The sequence below is a fragment of the Streptosporangium heterodermiicola genome (genome assembly GCF_051390675.1).
In the GTDB taxonomy this organism is placed as follows: domain Bacteria; phylum Actinomycetota; class Actinomycetes; order Streptosporangiales; family Streptosporangiaceae; genus Streptosporangium.
This window is the reverse complement of the sequence record NZ_JBPJSR010000073.1, coordinates 1-1,447: the sequence shown is the minus strand read 5'-3', so window position 1 is coordinate 1,447 and position 1,447 is coordinate 1. Positions and strand designations below refer to the sequence as shown.

Annotated in this window: 1 pseudogene; it reads right to left on the bottom strand. The window is 68.5% G+C overall.

The window, feature by feature from the left end:
* Positions 1 to 55 precede the first annotated feature (55 nt).
* A pseudogene (locus ACSC1Q_RS42930) lies at positions 56 to 1,383 on the bottom strand (ISL3 family transposase).
* Positions 1,384 to 1,447 lie beyond the last annotated feature (64 nt).

Here is a 1,447-nt window from a genome sequence, read left to right as displayed (position 1 = left end):
GGGTCTGTCCAGCGAACGGCTCTGTCCCGTAATCGGTGGTAGCGCTGGGTGATGGTCACGGGAGGAGGATGCGGTGGCGAAGGAGGTCGAATCCGGCGCGGCCGTGCATCTGTCTCATGATCCTTTTCGTGCGGGTGTTGACGCCTTCGGTCCGGCCGTTGTGGCGGGGCAGGGTGAGAGCGGCATTGGCGGCTGTGCGGTCGAGCTCCAGTCCGTTGGTGAAGCTGTGCAGGTGAGGTAGGTCGGCAGCGCGTGCGGCGGTGATCCATGCGGTGAGCTGGGTGTCGTTTCCGACGGCGGGGGTGATCAGCTCAGCGAAGGCGTGGGATGAGACGGGCGAATGCGGCCGGCTCGGGGCATGCGGCGGTGAGATCTCGCAGCAGATCGGTGTCGGTGTCGCGTAGCCGGTCAGGGCCTGTGAGCAAGAGCCGGGTGAGACGGCGGGCAGTGATGACGGGCCGGTCGCCTTCGGCTCGGCCCTGGGTGAGGTAGCGGTAGAGGAGGTTGAGGCTGCCGGTGTAGCCGAGTTCCTTGATCTCATGGAACAGCCGCATCACCGGGACGGCCGGATCCTCAGCGCGGCGGGCGCGCAGGTGGTCGCGGTAGGGGTCGACGAGGGTCTGTCGGTAGCGCGGAGCACGGCGGACTTCCTCAGGCTCGCTCCTGCGGGCGTAGCGTTTGATGGTGTTCAGGGACACGTCGAGTCGGCGGGCGCATTCCAGCAGGCCAACCCCATAGGTGAGGGAACCGTCCCGGCAGACGATCTCCACGCCGGGATGGGCACGCAGCCACACCTCTAGCACCTCGGCGCCGCGACCTGGCGGCACGTCGATCCGCGTCCCCGTCTCGGCGTCAATGAGGATCGTGGCGTACCGGTGGCGGCGTCTCAACGCGAAGTCATCGACGCCCAGCACTCGCGGCACTCTGACCGCAGGCAGCGGCAGTCGCCTGAGCAGCCGCAACGCGGTCGACCGCGCTACCTGCACGCCCAAGGCCCGGGACAGCCGGGCACTCGCCCTGCCTCGCGGGCTCTCTGACCACCGCGCCCAACTGGTCGGCGAGTCGGTTCGTCCGGCGTTGGTAGCGCTCCAGCAGCCCGGGCACCTGCTCCCGGAACGTCCGCCGCGAGCAACTCCACACCGGGCAGGCCATCCGCCGCACCCGCACCGATACCCGCCGGCCATCCACGGGAAGGTCCGCGACCATCCGGCCGCAAAACCCATGCACCCGGCCGGTCGGCGTCGCGCACACCGGACACAGCACGGGATCGTCCCGAGTCCGCGCCACCACCCGGATCAGATCGCCCTCGTCCACCACACCCTCGATGACCAGGGCAGACAACCCCGAAAACACCACACCCGCAAGAGCGTCGATCTCCAGCACACCCCAGCCTGGCACCAGTGACGCACGGCTACCACCGATTACGGGACAAAGCCATTAACCCTGG